27 protein-coding genes, 1 tRNA gene and 1 pseudogene are annotated in these 23,804 nt (G+C 45.3%); 9 read left to right on the top strand and 20 right to left on the bottom strand.

All coding sequences use genetic code 11. The features are described from left to right. The 5 genes and pseudogenes from DWX57_RS12455 to DWX57_RS13990 form a co-directional block, all read left to right on the top strand. A complete protein-coding gene (locus tag DWX57_RS12455) occupies window positions 1–855 on the top strand; it encodes a ParB/RepB/Spo0J family partition protein (RefSeq protein ID WP_000743700.1) in 855 nt (284 codons plus the stop codon). Between the two features lie 45 nt (window positions 856–900). Further along, a complete protein-coding gene (locus DWX57_RS12450) occupies window positions 901–1,131 on the top strand; it encodes a YdbC family protein (RefSeq protein ID WP_001206986.1) in 231 nt (76 codons plus the stop codon). Between the two features lie 71 nt (window positions 1,132–1,202). After that, on the top strand, window positions 1,203–1,394 hold the full coding sequence (locus tag DWX57_RS12445; RefSeq protein ID WP_001820669.1) for a hypothetical protein: 192 nt from the start codon (window positions 1,203–1,205) through the stop codon (window positions 1,392–1,394). 54 nt (window positions 1,395–1,448) lie between these two features. After that, complete coding sequence (locus DWX57_RS12440; RefSeq protein ID WP_207666526.1) at window positions 1,449–3,356, top strand: recombinase family protein; 1,908 nt, start codon at window positions 1,449–1,451, stop codon at window positions 3,354–3,356. Next, window positions 3,307–3,612 (top strand): annotated as a pseudogene (locus DWX57_RS13990) (DUF6198 family protein); the annotation flags it as partial. The gene DWX57_RS12440 and the pseudogene DWX57_RS13990, both read left to right, overlap by 50 nt. Before the next feature lie 204 nt (window positions 3,613–3,816). Here DWX57_RS13990 and DWX57_RS12435 read toward each other — a convergent pair. From DWX57_RS12435 to DWX57_RS14565, 7 genes are all read right to left on the bottom strand, one after another. After that, on the bottom strand, window positions 3,817–4,248 hold the full coding sequence (locus DWX57_RS12435) for a flavodoxin (RefSeq protein ID WP_120124511.1): 432 nt from the start codon (window positions 4,246–4,248) through the stop codon (window positions 3,817–3,819). A gap of 153 nt (window positions 4,249–4,401) precedes the next feature. Beyond that, entirely contained in the window at window positions 4,402–5,076 is a 675-nt protein-coding gene (locus DWX57_RS12430) for a DUF3793 family protein (RefSeq protein ID WP_120124509.1), read from the bottom strand. Window positions 5,077–5,218: 142 nt separating this feature from the next. After that, a complete protein-coding gene (locus DWX57_RS12425) occupies window positions 5,219–5,407 on the bottom strand; it encodes a hypothetical protein (RefSeq protein ID WP_117550829.1) in 189 nt (62 codons plus the stop codon). A 50-nt stretch (window positions 5,408–5,457) separates the two neighbouring features. Beyond that, a complete protein-coding gene (locus DWX57_RS12420; RefSeq protein WP_120124506.1) occupies window positions 5,458–6,228 on the bottom strand; it encodes an ABC transporter permease in 771 nt (256 codons plus the stop codon). Window positions 6,229–6,252: 24 nt separating this feature from the next. After that, window positions 6,253–6,939 (bottom strand): ABC transporter ATP-binding protein, encoded by a 687-nt coding sequence (locus DWX57_RS12415; protein WP_004849959.1) that lies wholly within the window; start codon window positions 6,937–6,939, stop codon window positions 6,253–6,255. 56 nt (window positions 6,940–6,995) lie between these two features. After that, the gene (locus tag DWX57_RS12410) at window positions 6,996–7,352 is read right to left on the bottom strand and encodes a GntR family transcriptional regulator (protein WP_120124503.1); all 357 of its coding nucleotides are present in this window, start codon (window positions 7,350–7,352) and stop codon (window positions 6,996–6,998) included. 109 nt (window positions 7,353–7,461) lie between these two features. Then, complete coding sequence (locus DWX57_RS14565) at window positions 7,462–7,590, bottom strand: hypothetical protein (protein WP_279230026.1); 129 nt, start codon at window positions 7,588–7,590, stop codon at window positions 7,462–7,464. A gap of 261 nt (window positions 7,591–7,851) precedes the next feature. Between DWX57_RS14565 and DWX57_RS12405 the strand changes: the two genes are divergently transcribed. Further along, window positions 7,852–7,925, top strand: a tRNA-Pro gene (locus DWX57_RS12405). A 251-nt stretch (window positions 7,926–8,176) separates the two neighbouring features. Further along, entirely contained in the window at window positions 8,177–9,745 is a 1,569-nt protein-coding gene (gene hcp, locus DWX57_RS12400; RefSeq protein WP_334295119.1) for a hydroxylamine reductase, read from the top strand. 44 nt (window positions 9,746–9,789) lie between these two features. Here the strand turns inward: hcp and DWX57_RS12395 are convergent, their stop codons facing one another. The 7 genes from DWX57_RS12395 to DWX57_RS12365 all read right to left on the bottom strand — a co-directional run bounded on the left by DWX57_RS12395 (window position 9,790) and on the right by DWX57_RS12365 (window position 15,347). Continuing rightward, complete coding sequence (locus tag DWX57_RS12395) at window positions 9,790–10,737, bottom strand: Sir2 silent information regulator family NAD-dependent deacetylase (protein ID WP_120124498.1); 948 nt, start codon at window positions 10,735–10,737, stop codon at window positions 9,790–9,792. Then, complete coding sequence (locus tag DWX57_RS12390; protein WP_117550840.1) at window positions 10,734–11,522, bottom strand: protein-ADP-ribose hydrolase; 789 nt, start codon at window positions 11,520–11,522, stop codon at window positions 10,734–10,736. Before DWX57_RS12390 ends, DWX57_RS12395 begins: the two co-directional genes overlap by 4 nt. A 75-nt stretch (window positions 11,523–11,597) precedes the next feature. Continuing rightward, window positions 11,598–12,395, bottom strand: a complete 798-nt coding sequence (locus tag DWX57_RS12385; protein WP_117550842.1) for an ABC transporter ATP-binding protein — start codon at window positions 12,393–12,395, stop codon at window positions 11,598–11,600. Between the two features lie 16 nt (window positions 12,396–12,411). After that, complete coding sequence (locus DWX57_RS12380; RefSeq protein ID WP_120124495.1) at window positions 12,412–13,950, bottom strand: ABC transporter permease/substrate-binding protein; 1,539 nt, start codon at window positions 13,948–13,950, stop codon at window positions 12,412–12,414. A 42-nt stretch (window positions 13,951–13,992) separates the two neighbouring features. Then, on the bottom strand, window positions 13,993–14,589 hold the full coding sequence (locus DWX57_RS12375) for a 4Fe-4S binding protein (RefSeq protein WP_117550845.1): 597 nt from the start codon (window positions 14,587–14,589) through the stop codon (window positions 13,993–13,995). A 199-nt stretch (window positions 14,590–14,788) separates the two neighbouring features. Beyond that, on the bottom strand, window positions 14,789–15,091 hold the full coding sequence (locus DWX57_RS12370; RefSeq protein ID WP_117550848.1) for a type II toxin-antitoxin system RelE/ParE family toxin: 303 nt from the start codon (window positions 15,089–15,091) through the stop codon (window positions 14,789–14,791). Continuing rightward, window positions 15,084–15,347, bottom strand: a complete 264-nt coding sequence (locus DWX57_RS12365; protein WP_022059559.1) for a type II toxin-antitoxin system prevent-host-death family antitoxin — start codon at window positions 15,345–15,347, stop codon at window positions 15,084–15,086. Before DWX57_RS12365 ends, DWX57_RS12370 begins: the two co-directional genes overlap by 8 nt. Window positions 15,348–15,560: 213 nt before the next feature. Between DWX57_RS12365 and DWX57_RS12360 the strand changes: the two genes are divergently transcribed. After that, entirely contained in the window at window positions 15,561–15,890 is a 330-nt protein-coding gene (locus tag DWX57_RS12360; protein WP_119202516.1) for a winged helix-turn-helix transcriptional regulator, read from the top strand. 129 nt (window positions 15,891–16,019) lie between these two features. Here DWX57_RS12360 and DWX57_RS12355 read toward each other — a convergent pair whose 3' ends face one another. Both DWX57_RS12355 and DWX57_RS12350 read right to left on the bottom strand, forming a co-directional pair. Next, on the bottom strand, window positions 16,020–17,726 hold the full coding sequence (locus DWX57_RS12355) for a sensor histidine kinase (RefSeq protein WP_165852801.1): 1,707 nt from the start codon (window positions 17,724–17,726) through the stop codon (window positions 16,020–16,022). 102 nt (window positions 17,727–17,828) lie between these two features. Continuing rightward, window positions 17,829–18,509, bottom strand: coding sequence for a response regulator transcription factor (locus DWX57_RS12350; RefSeq protein WP_120124490.1), 681 nt, complete (start codon window positions 18,507–18,509; stop codon window positions 17,829–17,831). Window positions 18,510–18,773: 264 nt separating this feature from the next. Here DWX57_RS12350 and DWX57_RS12345 point away from each other — a divergent pair, with 264 nt between their 5' ends. Then, window positions 18,774–18,962 carry a hypothetical protein gene (locus DWX57_RS12345; protein ID WP_120124488.1) on the top strand — a complete coding sequence of 63 codons (189 nt, stop codon included), beginning with the start codon at window positions 18,774–18,776 and terminating at the stop codon, window positions 18,960–18,962. A gap of 45 nt (window positions 18,963–19,007) precedes the next feature. Here the strand turns inward: DWX57_RS12345 and DWX57_RS12340 are convergent, their stop codons facing one another. From DWX57_RS12340 to DWX57_RS12325, 4 genes are all read right to left on the bottom strand, one after another. Then, window positions 19,008–20,024, bottom strand: a complete 1,017-nt coding sequence (locus tag DWX57_RS12340) for an SGNH/GDSL hydrolase family protein (RefSeq protein WP_120124485.1) — start codon at window positions 20,022–20,024, stop codon at window positions 19,008–19,010. Between the two features lie 13 nt (window positions 20,025–20,037). Next, complete coding sequence (locus DWX57_RS12335; RefSeq protein ID WP_120124483.1) at window positions 20,038–21,627, bottom strand: MBOAT family O-acyltransferase; 1,590 nt, start codon at window positions 21,625–21,627, stop codon at window positions 20,038–20,040. A 69-nt stretch (window positions 21,628–21,696) separates the two neighbouring features. Then, window positions 21,697–21,924, bottom strand: a complete 228-nt coding sequence (locus DWX57_RS12330) for an acyl carrier protein (protein ID WP_015533721.1) — start codon at window positions 21,922–21,924, stop codon at window positions 21,697–21,699. A gap of 224 nt (window positions 21,925–22,148) precedes the next feature. Then, window positions 22,149–23,741 (bottom strand): amino acid adenylation domain-containing protein, encoded by a 1,593-nt coding sequence (locus tag DWX57_RS12325; protein WP_120124480.1) that lies wholly within the window; start codon window positions 23,739–23,741, stop codon window positions 22,149–22,151. Window positions 23,742–23,804 lie beyond the last annotated feature (63 nt).

The following is a 23,804-nucleotide window of genomic DNA, read 5'->3' as shown; positions in this document are numbered from 1 at the left end:
ATGAAGAAACAGGATTTTAAGGTGTTAAAGACCAAAGACTTGTACCCGTTCCCCGACAATCCGTTTCATGTGGCAGAAGATGAAACACTGTCAGAGTTAGCGGAAAGCATCAAGGAATTTGGCATTGTCACGCCGATAATCACACGCCCGAAAGAGGACGGGGACGGTTATGAAGTGATTGCAGGACAGCGGCGTGTCCGTGCTTCTGAACTTGCAGGGATAAATACCGTGCCTGCGTTTGTCCTGCCCTTAGACCGTGACCGAGCCATCATCACCCTTGTAGACAGCAATTTGCAGCGTGAGAATATCCTGCCATCGGAGCGGGCGTTTGCTTACAAGATGAAATCCGAAGCCATGAAGCGGCAGGGTTTCCGCACAGACTTAACCTCGTCACAAGTTGTGACGAAGTTGCGGACGGACGACAAGGTGGCACAGGGCTTCGGCGTGGGCAGGATGACCGTGCAGCGTTTTATCCGCCTGACGGAACTGATACCGCCGATTTTGCAGATGGTGGACGAGGGGAAAATCGCCCTCACGCCTGCGGTGGAACTGTCCTTCTTGAAGAAAGACGAGCAGGAAAACCTCTTTGCCACGATGGAGAGCGAAGAAGCAACGCCCTCACTCTCACAGGCACAGCGGATGAAACAGTTAAGCCAGAGCGGGCGGCTTGACATGGATACGATATTTGCGATTATGACGGAGGAAAAGGGCAACCAGAAAGAAACCTTGAAAATCAACACAAGCAAGCTGAAAAAATACTTTCCGAAGAACACAACGCCGAAGCAGATGGAGGAAACCATCATCAAACTTTTGGAGCGTGAGTTGCAGAGGAAACGCAACCGTGACAGCCGCTAATCTTCTTTTTTCGGGAAGTAAATACAGAGAGTTGAGGTATGGAGAATGAGAGAAATCCAGTATGAAATCGTAAAGGAAATCGCAGTATTGTCTACGGGCGACAGTGGCTACACAAAGGAAATCAATCTCATTTCATGGAATGGGAAAGAGCCGAAGTATGACATCCGCAGCTTTTCCCCGAACCGTGAAAAGTGCGGCAAGGGAATCACGCTGAACGCTGATGAAGCGGCGGCACTCCTTAAAGCATTACAGAAAGAATTAAACAGCGAGGATTAATGGTATCTGATTGGCAGGGCGGGGACATTTCCAAACTCTTCCCTGCCCTGTCTGGAAAGGAAGATTTAAGTATGGGCGAGGATAAGAAAGCAGATAAAAAGAGAAAGCGTATCGTGCCAAAAGCACCAGTGCAGATGATAATCAGCCGTGAATATGTCGGCACACAGACCGTTACAGAAGCGTTTGTCCCGATTATCTCCGAGGATATTCGGAAGAAGATTGCCGAGGGCGACACCTTCGACAATGAGGGGCTGTCCGCTTAGAATGTACGCAATGGGACATGAAAACAGATAGGACAGATACGGAGGTTTTACAGTATGGCAGGAATCAAAGAAGAAAAGAAAATCTATTTAGTCGGCATTTATTGCCGCTTATCTAAAGACGATGGTACGGATAACGAGAGTGCGAGCATTGCGACACAGAAATCCATCCTCACGGATTATGTGAAAAAGCAGGGATGGCACATAGCAAAAACGTATGTGGACGATGGTTATTCTGGTACAAATTTCCAAAGACCAAGTTTCCAGAATATGATAAAAGACATTGAAAGCGGTCTGATAAACTGCGTGATTACGAAAGATTTATCCCGTCTGGGGAGAAACTATCTTGATTGTGGGTTATATCTGGAAGTTTTCTTCCCAGAGCATAACGTGAGGTATATAGCGGTCAATGACGGCGTAGATACCTTGAATAAATCTGCTATGGACATCACGCCTTTCCGCAACATTTTAAACGAAATGTATGCCGCTGACATATCTGTTAAGATAAAATCGGCATATCGGGCGAGGTTTCAACAGGGGAAATTCATGGGAACTACCGCCCCTTATGGCTATATCAAAGACCCTGCCGACCACAACCATCTGCTGATAGATGATAAAGTGGCACATGTTGTAAAAGAGATATTCGACCTTGCATTAAAAGGGAATGGAGTTGCCAAAATTTGCAGACATCTTAATAAACAGCATATCCTACGCCCTGCCGCTTATGCGGCGGAGCGTGGCGAAACAGGCTTTGAACGTCATTTTGAGGGGAACGAGGACAAACGCTATATTTGGAGTGGGAACAGCGTGAGGAGCATTTTAAGAAGCCCGATATATGCGGGAAATCTTGTAGGCTACAAACGGATTGCCGCCAATATGAAAAGCAAGAAACGCCCCTCTAAGCTGCCCGAAGAATGGGAAGTGATACCCAATACCCATGAGGGAATAGTCACGCAGGAGGAATTTGATATTGTCCAACAGCTTATTACAAGTCGTAGGCTTCCACAGAACAAGGGAGGATTTGTAAATATTTTTGCAGGCGTTATCAAGTGTGTGGACTGCGGATGTGCTCTGCGGGCAATGAACGTACACAGGAGGAAACGCCCAGAGATTATCGACTGTGTACAGTATTCATGTAATAATTATGCAAGAAACGGAAGAAGCGAGTGTAGTGCCCACAATATAGAAGCAAGGGATTTATTCAATGCCGTTCTTGCCGACATCAACTGTTTTGCGGATATGGCAGTGAATGATGAAAAGGCGGTCAGGGCCATAGAAAAGCGGCTCACGGAAACAGACCAGAGCAGGGCGAAAGCATTAGAGAAAGAACGTAAGAAGCTGAACAAACGCCTTGCGGAACTGGACAGGCTGTTTTCCTCTCTCTACGAGGATAAGGTCATGGAGCGTATTACCGAGCGGAATTTTGAGATGATGTCGGGGAAATACCAGAAAGAGCAGCTTGAAATTGAAGCAAGGCTGAAAGAGGTGACGGAAACTCTTAATGAAAGCTACGAGAAATCACGGGGAATCCGTGACTTCCTCGCCCTTATCCGAAATTATCAAGGCTTAAAAGAACTGGATGCAACAGTTATAAACGCACTCATAGACAAGATACTTGTTTCGGAGCGTGAGAAGATGGCAGACGGAACAGTGAAGCAGGAAATCAAGATTTACTATAAATTCATCGGCTTTGTCGATGAATTACATATCACACCGACAAAGCGGTGGACTGCGTTAAAGCCTAAGAATTGTACGGTGTGCGGTGTTGAATATGTTCCCCGCTCTGGCATATCGAAGTATTGTCCTGCTTGTGCCAAGAAGATACAGAGGGAGAAATCAAACGAGAGCAAACGCAGGAGCAGGGAGCGAAACAGACAGGCATGTATTGAACTGTCCGCAAAAAATGACCGACTGATGTGGACTTCCAATCATCCCGACAGACCTTTTCCCAAGAGAGCTGTCTGAGATTATATCGGCAAAATATTCCAAGATTAAGATTTCGTTTGATGTGATCTGCCTTGCAACGACAGCTGCCATGACAGGTTTTATCCTCGGTCATATCTACGGTCTGGGAATCGGCACAGTCCTAGCTGCCTTCACCATGGGCAAGGGAATCGCCATAGTTGGAAATGCCATGGACAAACATATTACAATAGCTCCATACATAACAGCACACATTAAGCGCCACGGCAGCCATAACGCCCAGTATGCAGGACGCTAAGAACAAATTCAACACAAAAAAGAACCATATATATGGCAGTCGGTAGTGAAGGCTCCATTGGTTCGATCAGTTACCTGCTAAGGCGAAGCAAACAACGCCCTTATCGTTTGCGTAGCCGCATGCATATGTAACTGGTCGAATCAATGGAAGCCGAACGTGACTGCATATATATGGTTATTTTTTATCGTCCGTGCCGTCCGTCAATCAGGCATTTGCCAGCTGGCGTCCGAGCTCCTTACACTCCTCAAGGCCTTCTGCGTCAGGTGTCTCATGGCACATAAGTCCGGCTCCGCCTACGAGTTCTGCGCCTGCTGACTGCATTCTCGCCTCCCAGTCGCGCATCCACTCACCATCTCCCCATCCATATGAACCGAAGAGCGCAATCTTCTTGCCTGCCGCAAATCCCTCTACCTCAGCAACGAATGGCTCCATCTCAGCCTCCTCAAGAACCTCAGCTCCCATAGCCGGGCATCCAAGTGCAAATACTGGTTCATCCTTGAGAGCATCAGGCGTGATGCTGCTTACGAATACTACATCTGCTTCCTTTCCGGCCTCTCTCACGCCGTCCGCGATAGCCTCTGCCATCATCTGTGTATTTCCGCCCTGTGTCCAGAATACGATATTAATTTTGCTCATAATAATCCTCCTTATGAAATTATATGTTATAGAGATTTACCCTATACATCCCTGTAAACTGTGTTTATCTGCATCTTTCCATATATTTCGTTCAATGTGCTCTGCATAATTAAGAACTCATTATATGGATACTATGCCTGTATCAGCTGAATCCTACGCCGCGTTTCTGCTCGCCGTGTACATCCCCATGATATCTCTCATATGCAGTCCATTTGAAAGAAATTGGATAAGTCTCTCTTCCGCACATTCAAATATATGAAATGTTCTCCGCTTTGATTCAGCATCCTCATACACCTTCCAGTAGCCGGAACAAAGTGCATTTCTGCCACTTTGCCGAATAAAACCCTCCACATCCTCTGGCGGGTATCCCAGCAACAAGCCCATCTCGTGTGGGAACCACTCCATGCCAGAAGCTCCATCGCCACAAGCCTGATCTTCATGTGCCGGTTGCTTCGAGGTGAATCTTCCTCTGCTCTTTAAGTACTGCTGATATTTTCCGCGGAACTCAGCGAGAATCTCAGAAAGCTCCATGTCCTCATATCCCAGCTCAGACATAAGTCTTTGCACACCATCCCTCTGGACAAATGCCCTGAGCTTTGCCGCATTGTAGATAAATACATTTACCCTGCCACAGGTTGCTCCCAGTGTGTACATACATATATCACTGTCCTTCAGTATCTCCACCATCTGACGATATCCGCTGAGTTCTATGTTCAGCAGATTTGACACCTTGACACCCGTTATCACCGGTGCACATTGAAGTGCCATCTGAAGTTCCACGTCACCGAGCTCCATGCCCTTCATGATCTCCCATGTATTTTCACTCATACAAAACCTCCTTGTGACAAATAGGTTTGGTTAGGCTTGTCTAACTCTAGTGAAAATACTACATGATTCCTCCCCGAACGTCAATAACCCGGAGTGAGACATTTTCTCACTCCGGGTTATCTTGTTGATTAAAAATATGCAATTATAAATTCTGCTTTATCATCGTCCTGCGTGGCTCTTTATTTCCGCCTGTTACCATATTGAGCAGCCGCCACACACCATATGCACAGATCCCACACACAGCCACAGGTACAAGGAGCACTACTATGACTCCTGTGCAGACTCCTGTAATCAGGTATCTAAAATATTTCATCACATCACCATTCCTCATCCTCATATCTCCTGTCGTTTCACGCGCGCATTCATATTACAGCATATCGCCTATAAGCTTATCTTCTTAGTAAGCAGTGTCGCACTTCCTATATAACTGCCGATCATGCATACAACATAGAGAATAAGCTGCGGTATATTCTTATACATCGCGTCAAGCATAGTCTCCACCTGCACGTTCTTCCCAAGGTGCGGAAGCTTATATGCTATGTAGCTCACCAGCACATAGAGTGCTACAAAAAGTATAAAGCTGACAACGCCCTTTATCTTCTTGTTCTGGAGCACTGTGGAAGACAGTGACACTGCGAGGTACGCTATGGTGATCATTGTATAGAATTGAATAAGTGCTACTACTATGAACCCTGCAACATTTGCAATGACACTTCCTATTGACAATCCTCTTGTTCCCAGAATATCATCCAGCACAAGCTCAACGCCAGCTACACCGCCGTTATGTGACTTGAGCAGGTTATAATCAACAACTATAAGCAGTCCAAGAAAGGCCACAAGTGTCGCACCGGTGAGCAGGATTGAAAGCAGCTTTGCACCGATAATCTTGTAATTTGAAATTGGCGTCATAAACACCATATACCCAGTCTTGTTCTTCAGATCCTGACTGTATATTATCACACCATATATCAAGACGAACATAAACGAAGCCCAGCCTCCCATCACAAGGAAGGTGATACCAAGTCCAGCTAACAAATTCTTTTCTGCAAATATTCCAATCACGAACAGCAATTCTGCTGCCGCAAGAGCCGTTATAACCACCAGAAGTGGAAATATTCCACGTCTGTATTCATATTTCATCATCTTTAACATAATATCTATCTCTCCTTCATCTAACTATGCATATATTTCCTTATACATATCAACTATCGACTTGCCCCTGCTCACTCGCAGTTCCTCTGCATCTCCCTGAAGCACACAGGTGCCATTCTTGATAAAGAATGCGTGATCCACGATCCTCTCAAGCTCATCCACAAGGTGGCTTGACATGAGCACGGCTGTGTCATCCGATATATTCCGGACAATCGTGCTGATGATCTTCTCCCTCGCTATGATGTCTATTCCGTTCAGTGGCTCATCAAGCATAACGATCCTGCTGTCTCTGGACAGAGTAACCGCTATCTTGAGCTTTGCAAGCATTCCTGAAGACATGCTCTTCGCCTTCTGATCGGGATTCAGCTCCATCTCAGCAAGCAGTCCCATGTATTTGTCATAGTCAAAGTCATCAAAGAAATCTTTGTAATACTTTCCTATGTCTTTACAGTTCATATATCCGAAGAAGAATGCCTCCGTTGGCATATAAGCTATATCTTTCTTGGATCTGTATGTCATAGGCACTCCATCTATTGTGATAGTTCCTGAATCCGGCTTGACCAGACCGGCTATGATCTTCATAAGTGTTGACTTTCCACTTCCATTCGGACCGAGCAGCGCATATATGTGTCCCGGCTCAATCTCCAGTGACAGGTCAGATATGGCTGTGGTCGTGATATACTTCTTAACAAGATGTTCGCATTTTAACATTGTATCATTTCCCTTCTTTTTTATTCCTTCTTATTTCATTCTTTTTTATTTCATTTTTACTTCCCGAAGTGTTCTTTTAGCAGCTCAAGGATCTCATCGTGTGAAAATCCCATACCGGTGAGCTGTTCGTCAAAGCTCTGTATGATTTCCTCTATTCTCTCCTTTTTCAGGTCGTCTATGACCTTGTCATCCTCCGTCACAAATGTTCCTATTCCACGTCTGGTATAGGACAACCCCATAGACTCCATCTCGCTGTAAATCCTCGCTGCAGTATTCGGATTTATCTGGTATTCTATGGCAAGTTCTCTTGATGACGGAAGCTTAGATCCCAAAGGCAGTGTGCCCGCTATGATCTTCTGCTTTATATCCTCTATGACCTGAAGATATATGGGGATATTCGTCTTAAATTCCATCACACACCTCCTCCTTGTATGCTTCTAGCTCTTCTGTACCGCTGTACTAGTTGAATAGTACACTAGTGTTGTGGTGTTGTCAACTGTATTTTTGAAATAATATATTCTTTTAAGTTTTTAACCATCCGGATAGCAACTCATGTCTTCTTTTCTTGAGTTCATTTGACAGATTGACAACTGATGTCACAACTCCATTTATAATAGGTTCATACCAGTCCGTAGTAATAAGTATCTTCATGACATATCGTCTCCTTCTATTTCAGGTGGCGCTCATTCTGTACATCACCGCCTGCGCTTTATCCTCATATCAACTACTTTCTGGTTATTACTCTGCCTTTGATAGATTTTCTGTTTCATAAAAGAACTTTTCGAATATTCTGAATATAGATTGTCACGAAGATTTCTGGAAGCAAATATTTCTTGGCATTTTATTTAGAAAACTCCTTGCATTTTTTTCAGAATCTTCTTATACTATTATGGCAGTGTTGATAAACACTATCGGTGCGTGGCTCAGCTTGGTAGAGCGCTTCGTTCGGGACGAAGAGGTCGTGGGTTCGAATCCCGTCGCACCGATTTTTTTATGCACAAAAATATCTGAATTTCCTGCTAAAATATCACATCTGATCTCTTATCCGCATCAGTCTTGAAATACTCCACCATATTGTGTCCTCATCAAATGTCACATGGAGAGCCGCCTTTTCCTTGTATAAAACTTCTGCTATCTGTCCATACTCTATTTAGAAGGAAATCCACAGACTGCCAGGCAGTCGCCAGTTTTTTCAGATAGATTCATAATTTCAGGAGGTATACAGTACATGTCAAATATGTTTTGTTTTCAGTGTCAGCAGACAGCGGGGGGATCCGCATGTATCAATACTGGAGTGTGCGGCAAGCAGCCATCCACATCTAATCTACAGGACGAGCTTGTGTGTGAGCTTATAAAACTTGCAGAACTCTCAAAAAATGAGAATAAACACAGTGCGGTCGCCGACAGACTTATCATAGACGGTCTTTTCACAACCCTGACAAATGTAAACTTTGACGACAATGCAATAAAAGAATTTATGGGAAGGGTTAAAAACGAGCAGAACAAGATCAGCAGATCTGAGGCTGAAAAGATACAGGTGATCGACCTATGGGATGGTGACACGGATATAGTGTCCTTGCGTTCCACCCTGCTGTTTGGACTCAAGGGTATGGCGGCATACGCCCATCACGCCATGAATCTCGGCTACACAGATAATGAGGTTCTGAAGTGGTTCTACAAGGGACTATGCGAGGTTAACAGGGAGCACAGCGTCACCGAATGGATAGAACTCATCATGGAATTTGGCCAGGTCAATTTCAAATGCATGGAGCTGCTGGACAAAGCCAACACTGAATCATTTGGCAATCCTGTGCCTACGAGAGTAAATGTTGACATCAAAAAAGGGCCATTTATCGTGGTCTCCGGTCACGACCTGAACGACCTGTCACAGCTCCTTGAGCAGACTGAAAAGACAGGAGTAAATGTATATACCCACTGCGAGATGCTGCCTGCGCACGGCTATCCGGAGCTTAACAAATACCATAATCTGGCGGGCAACTTCGGAACTGCCTGGCAGAGCCAACAGACGGAATTTGAGAATATTCCCGCACCAGTGCTCTTTACTACCAACTGTCTCATGCCGCCAAGGCCGAGCTACAAGGACAGGATATACACCACATCAGTCGTGGGTTATGACGGCATGGTTCACATCTCAGGTACAAGAGCAGGGAAGAAAGATTTTACCCCTCTGATCAAGCATGCACAGAAGCTTGGCGGCTATGAACACGACAGGAGCATGAGCGGCATAAACGGCGGTCACATGCTGACGACCGGATTTGGACACAGCGCTGTTCTGTCACAGGCTGGCAAGATCATAGATGCAATCAAGGCTGGTCATATCAAACACATTTTCCTCGTTGGCGGCTGCGACGGCGCACATCCGGGACGCAACTATTACACCGAATTCGTAAAGCAGACTCCGATGGACACCCTTGTCCTCACCCTCGCCTGCGGCAAGTATCGTTTCAATGATCTCGATCTCGGTGACATCGATGGTATACCAAGAATACTCGACATGGGACAGTGCAATGACTCCTACAGCGCAATCAAAGTCGCCCTAGCTCTGGCCGATGCATTTCATTGCAGCATAAACGATCTCCCACTCACCCTTGTGCTGTCATGGTACGAGCAGAAAGCCGTATGCATCCTCCTCACCCTGCTGTCGCTGGGCGTGCGCAACATGTATATCGGGCCGACCCTTCCGGCATTTATGTCCGAGACCGTGATTAAATATCTGGTGGAGAACTATCAGTTAAATCCCATAACCGCACCGGAGCAGGATATGGATGCGATACTGAATAGGTAGATAGGGGCGGAGGTGCCTGACCCCTCCGTCCCCTTGTTGTTATGTCAGTGAAAGACATGAAAGATATCATTTATACTGTCCACCATGTCTGCATTGATTCCAATAGCCCGTGAACCAAGACTTTCCGGTATCACAGCCTGATCGAGATTTAACCTGACAAGGGTTATGTTATCGTGTTCTCGTGTCAGCTTTTCAAAAGGAAATCGGATTATGGTTGGCGTGTTGAATCCAACCCCCAGTTCAAGAAGTACAAGCTTACTGTCTATAAACTTTGTGACAAACTCACTAAAATTCCGCTCTGCCTCATACCAGGCACTGTCCTGAACAAAATAACCATCCTTGCGGAGGTTCATGTCCATCGAGCCTCCGCAGACAGGGCAGCGTGGAACCATGTATGTTGGGATCTTGCAATCTCTTCTTGCCTGATCCATTTGCATAAACATATCAGTGGCATCGTATGTCTTGTCATGGCAGGCATGCGCGCACTGTATATGAAAGTAATCGCCCTGGGTGCAGAATATCTTTTCCTGCGGCAATCCTGCTTTCACAAACTGACCGTCCGCATTTGTGCTCAACACAAATATATCTTTGCCATAAAGTCCGTCAAGAAGCTTCCTATGAAACGGTGTGACATCCAGTTCTACCCCGCCCAGCACAGCCTGCTTTGACCAATATCCCCAATAGCTTTCTTCATCAGGATAGGGATAAAAGCCTGCACTGTACATATCCTGCATATATGGGCCATTTCCATATTTTCGCTGAAACTCGCCAAAATTCTCCTCAAAGAAATCGCCACCATACCGGGCTCCAGCAGCCGCACTCATACCAGCACCAGCACCTATGAGCACGCAGTCCGCATCGGCTATAGCCTGTGCCGCCTGCTGAATCTGCATTTCATACGGAACGCTCTGATACACGTAATCCCTGGCGGGAGTTCCGCAGAGGAATGACTCAAATGTTATTCTTCTTTTTAACAGGCCTGTATCTCTCATATTTTCACCTTCTTATCCAACAACTTCCTGTATATCCTCTCGTCATCCTCCTTAAACACATTGAACACAACTTTTATCCTGCTGCCTGTCTCCCGCCTATACGCCTTGACAGTATCTACTGCTATCTCGGCAGCTCTCTCATTTGGGAACATAAATACACCAGTGGATATGCAGCAAAATGCTATAGAATCTGCGTCGTTTTCATCAGCAACCTCAAGACAGCTTTTATAGCAGGATGCCAATAATCGTTCATGTTCTGCTGTAAGCCTGCCCTGCACTATCGGTCCAACAGTGTGAATGACATATTTGCACGGAAGATTGTAAGCCGGTGTTATCTTCGCCTGACCAGTCGCCTCCTCGTGCCCCTGTTCACGCATGATCTCGCCGCACCTATTTCTCAGCTGCACCCCCGCAAATGTATGGATACAGTTGTCAATACAGGCGTGACAAGGAATATAGCATCCGGTCATGCCGCTATTTGCTGCATTTACTATGGCTGAAACGGCAAGCCTTGTTATATCTCCTCGCCACACATATGTGCCATCTTGAATCTCCAGAATATCCTCCAGTTTCACTATGCCTTTCTCGGAATTCACCTGCGTCAGATATTCGTCCTGTATCTTCAGAAAATCCGCATCAATAGCTCCCGGCATCCTGACATTCATAAGAGAACGGAGAAGTCTACGCTGATCCTCACTGCCAGATGGAATCTGCACGCCTGCGCAATCGCTGCGTTCTTCCAACAACCTCTTTATCAAATATATTCTTCTCTCACTCTGGTTCATCTAATTCTCCAATCAACTATCACTATTTACCCTGGGGACGGAGGTGCCTGACCCCTCCGTCCCCCTTCGGGGTCACTAATCAAGACCCGCAACAAAACTGTACTGACAATCCCTGATCTGACCATCCGGCAGATTGCACTGGTGTCTCTGCCTGTAGACTAGCTGCGCCACAAAGTCTGTTACGGGATTTTTCAATATCTCTTCCGGCGTATCATACTGTTCAACATTGCCTTTATTCATAACAAGCACCTTTGTTCCAAGCAGGAGCGCCTCCGATATATCATGCGTCACGAACATGATAGTTATCTTCGTCTCCTCATGTATTCTCTTGATCTCCTGCTGAAGCTGAGCTCTCGTTATCTCGTCAACTGCGCCAAATGGTTCATCCATCAGCAATATCTCCGGCGATGCCGCAAGTGCTCTGGCGATTCCGACTCTCTGCTGCTGTCCGCCGGACAGTTCGCCCGGATATCTGCTCTTTATCTCCTCATCAAGCCCCACTATCTTCATCCATTTTGTTACGGCTGCCCTCGTCTTTGCCCTGTTATTTTTATTTAGAAGATTCGGCACATAGGATATATTCTCCTCCACTGTCATGTGGGGGAAAAGCACGCTTCCCTGTATAGAATAACCAATACTTCTGCGGAGCTCAATAAGATCTTTGTCCCTGATATTCTCGCCGCCGATCAATATATCTCCGTCTGTGGCGTCGATAAGACCATTTATCATCTTAAGCGCTGTCGTCTTGCCACAGCCTGACGAACCCACTATGGTTACGAATTCTCCCTGCTCAACTGTGAGGTTGAGATTTTCTATGACCGTCTTATCTCCATACGACTTTTTTACATTTCTAAATTCAATAGCAGTATTCATTATTGGTACCTCCAACCTATTTTAAAAGTCCCTTACCGGACAAAAACTCCTCCGCAACATCTCTAGGCTCTCTGCCTTCAGTCTCAACATCATAATTCATCTGTGCCATGTCGCTGTCGGTTATTGTTCCTGACAGCTCATCCAGCACATCCTTTATCTCCGGATGGCTTTCAACGACCTCGTTTCTGACAACATTTCCGCACATGTATGACGGGTAGAAATTCTTGTCATCCGCCAGCACCGTCACATCTGATGCCGCAAGCTGTCCATCTGTTGTAAATATATTCATAACGTCAATCTTGCCCTGATTAATTGCCTGATATTTGAGGCCAATGTCCATGTCCATCGTCTTCTTAAAATTGAATCCATATTCGCCGCAGAGTGCATCATATCCATCCTCACGCTCGAAGAAATCATATTCAGCGCCGAAGATAAGCCTGTCTGATACCGCTCTCAGATCCGAATACGTCCTGATGTTATATTTGTCAGCAATCTCCTTGCGCACCACCAGACCATAGGTGTTGTTGAATCCGTACATGCCCACCCAGCTCATTCCAAGTGAATCTTCGTACTCACTCTCAAGCTCCGTGAACATATCCTCAGTGTACAGTCCATCCTTTTTCAGAACCATATTCCATGCAGTACCCGTGTACTCAGGGTAAATGTCAAATTCACCGCTCTCCATGGCGGGCTGGATATTTGAAGTTCCGCCACCCACGCCCTGGGTTATCTCCACATCAAGATCCGTATCCTGTTCGATCAGAATATCAAGCATCTCGCCGAGTATGTACTGCTCCGTCATCGGCTTTGTGGCGATACGTATGGTTTCCTTTTTATCCTTTGGTACCACCTGAATCAGAACAAGTATCATAACAAGCGCCACGCATACTGCTGCCATTATCCTGTTTGTCTTCTTTGCTTTAACACTTCTCTTTGAAAGACGCCTCTCCACAAATCCCAGAGCAAAGTCAAATGCCAGTGCAAGCAGCGCAATGAGCAAACTTCCTACCATCGTCATGGCTATGTTATTTGTCGTGATTCCTCTGTATATCGCCACGCCAAGTCCACCGGCGCCGATGAATGATGCTATACCGGCAAGCGCTATCGTCATTGTCACCATGTTTCTGATTCCGGAAATTATAACCGGCATTGCAAGCGGAAGCTTGACTTTGAATAATATCTGCGTTCTTGTGCTTCCCATGCCCTTCGCCGCCTCGAGAATGTTCTCATCTACATTTGTCAGACCTGTGTTGGTATTTCTGACCATCGGCAGCAATGCATATACGGTCAGCGCAATGACCGCCGTCGCATTTCCCACACCTGAAAACGGTATGAGGAATCCCAGCATGGAGATCGATGGAATCGTGTACAGGAAGTTTATCACTCCGAACGTCGGCTTTGACGCCTTCTGATATTCACTTATCAGTATTCCAGCACCCCCGCCAATTACTATAGCTATTACTATTGCCAACAACGATATTTCTATATGCTCCACAAGAAGATCCAGGAAAAATCCTTTCTTCTCAAGCAGCAATGTCCACATTTCTTTTAACATATTATATCCCCCTTAAACTTTATCCTGTGGATTCGGTTTCTATCACAATTTCCTCACCGCATTTACCGGACACTCCTCAAAGCACAATCCGCAGTGCAGACAGTGGGTCTGGTTTATCACAAAATCCTTAATGCACTTCTGCGGGCAGATCCGCTCACATTTCCCGCACTGGATACATTTGTCGGTTATCTCGTATCCCTTGAAAGTCTTTTCACTTTTCCCCAGCGCAAATGTCTCTCTGACTATCGGTTTCCTGCCAAGATCAAAGAATTCCACCGCCCCATTGTCAATATAGAACGGCTCAAGCACATATCTGCTGTCATCCGGGTATACACTGTTCATGGATGGATTCTCCGCAAATATCCTGTCGATCCACAGTTTCTGATCATCCAGTCTGCGCGCCTTTCCGTTCAGCCTTATCATCTGATATTCTCTGTTCATGCCCGTCACCGCAACATTTCCATCACGCATGAGCTGCGCGTAAAAATCCTTGCCCCTTGCCGTGCAGAAATAAACTTTCTCACCTTCCACCAGCATTATGTCTATTATCCTTATCTGCGGCATGCCCTTGTCATCCACCGTGGCAAATGCCACATCCTTTATCTCCCTGAGTATCTGCAGGCATCTCTCTGTGTTCATCGCCGTACCTCCTCGTCTTTTTCTTATCTCTTGAGCACTATTCTATAAGAGGTTTTCTATTAAAAAAAGTACGCACAATATTGTGGTGTAGTTACCTGAAGGTTACTATTGTGGGAAATCAACGATAAATAAAAAATTATTACATAAAAATAACCATACCTCATATGAAGTATGGTCATCTAATAAACCGTTATATTACTCAGATATTTCTTCCCTGGTACTGAACGGTTACTATATATACTCTATTTTGTTCCTTATCAATCTTGAATATTACGATGTAGTTATCTACTATCAGTTGCTTATATCCTTTTCCAGCAAATTGCCCAACCAAACGATCCTGATGTGATTCAGGCAATTGTTCAAGTGATTTTATCGCATCCCATATCCTATCCGTTTGTCCCTTTGCATTCTCCGGGGACATCTTCTCAAGCGCTATATACGCATATATGTCATCGATATCACGAAAGGATCTAGGATATAAGATTACGCTATATTTATCCATAATATTTTTTGTTCAACCTTTCTATAGCACTGTCTACCGATATCAGTTCAGCCCCATTCTCTACTTCTTTTTCAGCTTCATAGATTGCCTGATCGATCCTGTTGATCTGTGCAAATTTTTCGTACAGCTCTGCACTCATTACAACTAAATCACTATATCCATTTTTTGTAATAAAAATAGGCTCCTGTTTCTTATGAGCTAATTCTGAAATCTCACTTGTATTTCTCAAATCTCTAATTGGCATAATAGTTGGCATGATCAACACCTCTCTTTCTTGTGTCATTATTGTAGCATAATTATGTCACGCTGTAAATGTATAATCTTATGTCAACTGTCACCCCAATATGCGCATTCATATTATAACAACTGGTGCATTTATAGTATGTATGGTATAATCCGACTATAAGTAACCAAAAGAAACTATTGGATTTTATAACCCTATTAAATATTTTATTAAGAGGTAATTATTATGAGCGACAAATTAAAAGAATTGCCGGCATGCCCGGTTGAGACGACATTAAGCCTTATCGGCGACAAATGGAAGGTTCTGATCCTGAGAGATCTGATAACCGGCACAAAGAGATTTGGGGAACTGAAAAAATCCATCGGAACTGTTTCACAGAAGGTTCTCACCGCACAGCTCCGTGACATGGAGGAAAACGGACTCGTTCACAGAAAGGTGTATGCGGAGGTTCCGCCCAGAGTGGAATACTCACTGACTGAACTCGGTCAGAGTCTCCAGCCTGTGCTTGACGCAATGAGAAATTGGGGCGAAGATTATAAAAGCAAGAATGCCTGAAAACACCTCTGTTATATATACAGCAAGGGCTGACTACTCTGTTTAGAACAGTCAGCCCAATTATTGTCAGTCGACAATTTCGTCTAACTTTTTCTGTGATACCGACAAATGCATAAATCCCACTCCTTCTTATTTGAATATCAATCTTACTTCCACTCCCCCATCGACATTCTTCATCTCACAGTCAAATCCATGTCTGTCCATGATGGTCTTGACGATCGAAAGTCCAAGTCCGGTGCCCTTATGTCCATGACGAATGTTATCACCCTTGACAAATGGCTTCCACACATTTGTCAGTGTGTCCTTATCAAGCGGTTCGCAGGAATTGACAAATGACACTTCTTTGTCAGACAGCTCCACCGCGATATGTCCGCCGCCAGTCACATACTTGACAGCGTTATCCATGATGTTGACAACAGCCTGATACATCAGAGCTTCATCCGCAGAGACCGTGCATGCCCCCGATATATCGATCTGCACGTTTTTCTCCGATATTTTCTCATTATATATCTGTGCCACAGTGTCAACTATGCCTGCCAGATCCACTTCTGTCTTTTTGAGCTTTGTATCCACGTCCTCTGCCTTAGCCATATCCAGTATAGTCGCAACCTGCGTATTCATCTGTCTGACCTCATCCAGTATGCCGTCCATATAATACTGGTTCTTCTCAGGATTTGTGCCAGCCTTGAGATTTTCAGCGTAAAGTGAGATGACCGCCAGTGGACTCTTCAGATCGTGCGCCATAGCATTTGATGTGGTACGCCTGTACTGCTCCATGTCATAGACAGATTTGTATGATCTGTACAATACATAGGCTATTGCAAGTGAGACAAGCGTGCTCAGCAGTGCTATTCCTATCCACGTGGCAATTATCACTTTTCCAAATGAAGACTTTACGAGGTCGGTGTGATAATCCATCACCAGATAATAACTATTTCCAATCGCTACCACATCGGTGTTGTGCTTTCCCTGATCACAATTCCTGCTGACTCTTGATGAACTTCCAACACCGGAGTCCCCCAGATCTGCCACAAGAGTCTCTATATTTCCTTCATAATCCATATTACGGGAAGCTGCTCCCGAACCGATAAGACTGCTATTATAAAAATGGTATCCTTTGCTTGTGTCAAGCTTCACATAACCATCGGGGATCTCTGTTACTGTGACACTCTTCTCATCAGATTCGCCATAGTCCATTTGGGCCTCATGAGTTCCTATGACCTTAACGTCATCACCGTAGTCATAGTAACTGTATTTACTTATCCAGAAACTGGTTCCCTTTACATATATCTCTTCTATCCTGGATAAAGCAGGCAAACCATCGGCACTTCCGTATCTTGGAGCCTCCGCCATCATCTTCTGATAATCCTCATATGTACATGACAATCTAAACTTTTTATTGTTATCATCTGTGACAACAAAAAACATACGGTAGTCATGCCCGGCAACCAATGTCAAAGTGCCATCTGAGTCCTTATAGTACAGACTTGCAGCAGCACCGCCATCCACTGCAATCGCACTTAGCATTTCGCACGTATATTCAACATCACTGGTGAATTTGTTATCCGCAGTCTCAAAATCATAATTGATCCCATCCGCATAGGCTCCTGCCAGTGCATCTTGATATTCTGTAACTGCTTCATTTACATTTGCCCTGATTCGTTCCTCAGCACTCGCTACACCGTTGTCTACACTAGTATTATATATAGATACCAGCAGATAGGTCACGATCCCTCCCAGCAATGCTGCCACCAATATAAACGGCACAAATATTCTCAGAAAAAATGAGCCGAATCTTTGTTTTTTCCCATATAACATATTTTTATTTTTCTTCATATTATAAAACATCCTTTCCCTTTTAATAACCTCCGAGTCATGGGGTCTGTGTACTGACACATCAATTAATTATATCTACACTTTGCACCGTTTCGCACAGTCTCAATCCATCCTGTATCCCTTTGCAAATACTGTCTTGATCTTTTTACCCGACTCTCCAAGTGCCTGTCGAAGCTTCTTGATATGATTGTCCACTACCCTGTCGCTACCCTCATAATCATAGCCCCACAGCCTGACCAGAAGATCATCCCTTGTGATAAGCATTCCTCTGTGCTCCATAAAATACTTCAGCATGGCATATTCCTTCGGTGCAAGCCTTACCTCTTCCCCGGAGACGTATACCTGAAGCTTGTCTGGATAGATCACAATGTCATACGCCTCTATGCTGCTCTTCTTCTCCCACAGCCCCTTGCTTCTTCTGAGAAATGACATAATCTTCGCAGAAAGCTCCGCCATGGAAAACGGCTTTACCACATAGTCATCACAGCCTATGGCATAGCCATACAGTCTGTCCTCCTCCCTGCCACGAGCGGTCAGGAAAATGACAGGCACATAGCTCTTTGCCCTTATCGCTCTGCATATCTCAAATCCATCCGCCCCCGGAAGCATGACATCTAGCAGCACCAGATCGTATTCGTTCTCATACACCAGCTCCAGTGCCTTATCTCCATCACCAGCCCAGGTGAAACAGATCTCATATTCTGCTTTCCTGTCGTTCATATAGTCCATTATCCCCTCTGCTATCTTCTGCTCATCCTCAACCAGCAATATGTTATACTTCATATTCCCTCCCCGTGGCAGCTTTGCATTCTGTATACCTCACAGCACAGTGCCGCTCTATGTAAATCGTCGATATCTAAGATTCTGAACACAGTATACTTCAAACTTATATCCTTTTTGTATCCTTTTGCATGTTTTTTATAAACAGATTGACCTTTAATGAAAGAGAGGAGCCTATGTCTATGAGGATAAGAAAATTATTGCCAGCATTTATAATGGCTGCAGCACTGACTTTGACGATCCCTGTCTCTGTCTATGCCGCAGAGGATGATAACCGAGACCCGCAAATACGGGAAAAAGGTCACCGCGACAATGCGTGTCAATGTGACAGCCATCACATTGAAGAGCGGCAAGAGCTATCTGCTGAAACCGGTTCTCACACCTTCAAACAGCACTGAGAAAAAGACATATACTTCCGGCAATATATCTGCCAGATGCAAAGTTACAGTAAAATAAAGTGGACGGGGGATTCAATCCTCCGTCCACTTATATATTTTATATTTAGTTGTTAGATACCGTTCCCTCCGACTGCTTTGCCTCAAGGGAAACAGTCTCACCGGACATATACTTCACATAATCCAGATAGTCATTATTCCAGTCCGCATACTTTTCTGAATGTCTCTTATCCTTAAAAGAATAATTCTCTGAAATATATTTTCCAAGATAGGCGCTTACCTTCTCTGCACCCTTGCAGTTGAGATGTCTTCCACCATCCCTCGTGTCGGTGCTCCAGTCTATTGCATAATCACCCTTGAGCGTATTCATATCGACAAAATCAATATTCTTGGCTTTAGCATACTTAACCATTGCATTGTGTCTTGCATAATTCCATGACTTCGCCGTCGGAGTCTCCATGAACATGATCTTGATTCCATTCTTCTCACACTTGTCTATCAGCTTATCGAGTAGTATCTTTGATACCTCCGGTATGTCCTCAACAGCCTTGGTTTCCACCATCTTGCTCTGGCCTGAAAACGGCTTGACCTCCATGCTGAGATACTGTCCTCTTGAGGCTGATCTGTATGTGTAGTCCCTGGCACCGAACATGTCCGAAACACTCATGCTCTTCCACCTGTTGTGGTACTGTGCAAGAGGCAGATACTTATATGCCAGATTCTTCAGATTGTTCTCCACCTTTTTCAATGTCGTCTTGCCTGTCCAGAGCATATTCACATCGAACACCACCAGCTTTGGCTTCTGACATGTGAGCACTTCATCCAGAAGATTGGATGCCCCGGTCACATTCTGGAACCCCTCAGCCGCCACATATGTTGGAATTCCATATTTGTTCCATATATACATCGGAGAACATGCGCTGTAGGCATTGCTGTCTCCAAGCACCAGTACGTCTATCGAATTCTTCGGTTCTCCATAAAAGCCCCTTGCATTCGAGTTGGTTATTCCGCTTCCCGGATCGCTCCGCTTCGGAGTAAACGCAACTCCCAGCACTCCCATGATCATCACGGCCACCAGGGCAAATGCTATGGATTTTATTATATTACGTCCACTTTTCTTCATAGATAAATCACCTCTAAAACTGTGCATATATAAATCCAGCCACCTCATAGCCCTTGCCATATGCTCCGAGTATGATCACTCCAAACAGCAGCACATAGTAAACTGCCCATCTGAGGACTATATTCTTCGTGGCAAGCTCTGCTCTTATCTGATGTCCCTTCTCCTTGTAAAGTCCAACCAGGAACAGAATGAGCGCGCCCACTGTCAGCACTACAAAATCTGCCATGTCAAGCTTCATTCCAAGCAAAGTTCCATTTGTCAGATCCGCAAATGTAAATCCCCTGAACATGGACACAAACATGTGTCCAAATGCTGTCAGATCATCAGCCCTGAACATGAGCATTCCCACATTCACAAAAATGAAGGTTCTGACAACCTGAAGCAGCCTGTATATCTTTCCCTGGCGGTCAACATTCATTTTCTCATACAGCTTCTTGAAAAGAGGCTCCATGAGAAGTCCGATTACCATGATAGCCCAGTAATAAAGACCATACATGACGTACTTCCAGCTTGCGCCGTGCCAAATACCCGTTCCAAACCACACTATGAACATCGCTATAGACATAGGAACAAATGTCGCGAAGAAAGTATTCATATGTTCCCTGGTCTTCTTACTCAGCTTCACAAATGGCTTGGACAGTGAAACTGAATAGAACACATAGTCCTTGAACCATGCACCGAGAGTCATATGCCACCTTCTCCAGAACTCACTGACCGTCTTTGATATAAACGGCTGATTGAAGTTCTCTGAGAGTCCTATTCCGAACATCTGGGCACTTCCCCTTACTATATCCATACAGCCTGAGAATTCCGCATAGAGCTGTAATGTGTAGAGCAGCATTCCCACTACTACCGGAAGTCCTGTGTAGCTTGCGTAATTGTCAAATATCTGGTTCACATACATATTTGCGCGATCTGCAATAACTATCTTCTTGAAGAAGCCCCACAGTATAAGCTGGAGTCCCATGGTCATGTTCTCATAACTGAACCTGTGCCCCTCATACATCTGCTCTCCAACAAGATCGAACCTGGCTATAGGTCCCTCAACAATGTGCGGGAAAAATGCAAGGAAAAGTGCAACCTTGCCAAACTTGTCCGATGCCCTGTATTTGCCTCTGTACACGTCCACTATGTAACTCACCGCAGACAGTGTGTAGAACGAGATTCCAAGCGGCATCATCCTCTGATACATCGGATTCTCTACATTTATGTGTATGAGTCCAAGCACATCTGTAAATACCTGTCCAAGGAATACCGAATATTTCAGGAATACCAGGATTCCTACATTCACAAGCACCACGCATACGCACACGCACTTTTTCTGCCATCCGATAAGTGCTTTGTACTCTTTTTTGTTTTCCTTTGGCAAAGCTTTCCTTGCCATGCTGCAGCCATCATCTATCTTGTTTATCAGCAGGCCACCCACATATATGGTCAACGACCCGAACAGGATAAATATGATATATCTGCCTGAATTGATAAAATAAAACAGATAGCTGAATGCCAGCAGGACCTTCCATCTGTGCTTCAGCGGCACTATATTGTACACTATAAACGCTCCGAGCAATATAAATACCAGATACGATATCGACGTATATGACATATTTCTCACTCCTCCAGTATTTTTTGACGGCAGTCAGTCCCCGCCATCTTCCAATATCTATATCTGCTCTTACTCGTCTTCAAGTCTCTGGATCATATCGTATATGGTCTGGACTGTCTTGAAGTTCTCCGGTGTGATATCAACAGGAGAAATGTCTACGTCAAACTCGTCGCTGAGCTGAAGCACCAGCGTAACCATCGTGATGGAATCCAGCACGCCATGTCCTATAAGATCTGTCTCGTTCTCATAATCAACTCCAGGTTTTACCTCATTCAAAATCTTTAATAATTCTTCCATAATCCCATATCTCCTTATAATAAAAATTTTCTACATATTATAATTTTCACGGCAATACCAGCGCAGCACATAAAGTGAATTATATCTATATAAGCTTGATAATACCACATGAAGGACATTTGAGGTCGCCGGCACTCAACGCGCTTGCAAGTGCTAGTGCCGCTGCAGACCGAAATGAGCGAGAGCGTTCCGAATGTGGTATATCACGCTTATGTAGATATTCGCTATTTTCCCTGCGCGTATTCCGCCTTCAGCCTCTTCCTGTCTATCTTGCCATTTGCATTGTGGGGCATGCTTGTCACCCTGACAAAACAGTTCGGCTCCATGTAGTGTGGAACCCTCTCCTGAAACGCCTTAAGCAGCTCCGTCTCGTCCTTCTTCCTGCCCTCGTAGATGAACACGATCTTGTCAGCCGCATCATCATATATACAGGCATAGCTTCTGATACCGTCTATGGCTCCCGCTGCCGCCTCGATCTCGCCGAGCTCTATGCGGTAACCCATGTGCTTGATCTGGTAATCCTTACGGCACACATAGACCAGCTCGCCGTATCTGTTGTACTTCACCAGATCACCGGTCTTGTATACCAGCTCTGGATAGTTCGGATTGATCGGATTCTGGACAAATGCCTCCCGCGTCTTCTCCGCATTTCCGAAGTAGCCCAGCGCCACAAATGAACCTCTGGCATAGAGCTCACCCTCACGGCTGAAGCCCGTCTCAGGATTGATCTCCGGTGACACCTCCCTGCCGTTCTCATCAAGAACAAACACATCACAGTTGTTGCACGCATGTCCCATCGGCAGCGGCTCGTCATCGGCAAATACTCTGTCCACCACGTAATACGTACATATGTCGGTCGTCTCTGTTGGGCCGAACAGATTTGCATACATGGCATCCGGAAGATTCTGTATCCAGTAATTCAGCGGCTTTGTCGGCATCACCTCTCCGGCAAACAGCACCTTCTTCAGCTCGGGAAGCTGGGCGTACTGGAACAGCTTGTAATTTGCAACGATCTGCAGTGCCGATGGCACCCAGTATATCGTGTTGATCCTGTATGTATTCATGAACTCCATCAGCTTCATAGGGAAGGTGAAATACGCCTTCGGTATGATGTACAGCGTGGCACCATTTTTAAGAGTGCTGTAGAGATCTGACACCGACATGCTGAAGTAGAACGGTGTCTGGCTTCCGAATATCGTACTCTCGTCTATACCAAATGCCTCCGTGTACCAGTAGGTGTAGGATATTACATTCCTGTGTGATACCACAGCGCCCTTTGGAACTCCGGTCGAGCCCGATGTGAAAAGCGCATACACGGGATCCGTGTCTATCGCCCTGCTTCTGACCGCATCCAACACCGACTGATCTGCACTTGTGTCCAGCTCGTCAAGATTTAATATCCTGAATACCTCTTTGTTCTCGCCTTCCTGTCCCTGGCATCCATCTTCATCCACGCCATTTCTGGAAAGCTCCAGTGCCTTCTCCATATGCCCGATGTCAGTCACGACTGCAACCGGATTCAGCGTTCCGAGTATCGACTCGGCTCTGGACGCCGGCATCTCCGCATCCAGTACCACATAGAAATTGCCACTGTAGACAACTCCCATATAGGCAGCCACACTCCCAGGCTTTTTGTCCAGCAACACGGCAACAGGCTTATTCCTCACGCCATCTGTCTTCTCATATATCCATGCGCCGATCTGTCTGGAAAGCTTCTCCATCTGACCATATGTGAGTCCGCCTTCCTCATCCGCAACTGCCAGCTTATCTGGATATTTTAAAGCCGAATTCTCTATAAATTCCAATATATTTTTCAATATTTACCACCTCGTTTAACCACCTTTTTCTTTCTTCCAAAATCGAATAGATTATATGCCAAG

Origin of the sequence: Coprococcus sp. AF19-8AC (genome assembly GCF_003603115.1) — a bacterium.
In the GTDB taxonomy this organism is placed as follows: Bacteria; Bacillota; Clostridia; order Lachnospirales; family Lachnospiraceae; genus Coprococcus; species Coprococcus aceti.
Note: the sequence above shows the minus strand (reverse complement) of the source record. Positions and strands in the feature narration are given on the sequence as shown.